Here is a 272-nt window from a genome sequence, read left to right on the forward strand (position 1 = left end):
CGCGGCCAGACCGGCCGGCGTCGGCGTCTGGAACAACGCCCGCACCGAAACCGACACCCCCCGCCCACGCAACCGCTCCACCAGCGAAACCGCCAGCAGCGAATGCCCGCCCAGCACGAAGAAGTCGTCATCCACACCGACCTGGTCCACCCCCAGGACCTGCGCGAACGCCTGGCACAGGATCTCCTCCTGCACCGAGGACGGTCCCCGGCTCGAACGGGCGGCCGCGGTGGCGTAGTGGGGGGCGGGAAGGGCCCTGCGGTCGAGTTTGC

General features: G+C 71.7%; 1 protein-coding gene. It reads right to left on the bottom strand.

The features are described from left to right. Positions 1 to 272: phosphopantetheine-binding protein (locus KUM49_RS36375; RefSeq protein WP_217241240.1), on the bottom strand; the 272-nt coding region annotated here is incomplete at both ends.

Origin of the sequence: Streptomyces sp. AC555_RSS877, assembly GCF_019049245.1 — a bacterium.
GTDB lineage: Bacteria > Actinomycetota > Actinomycetes > Streptomycetales > Streptomycetaceae > Streptomyces.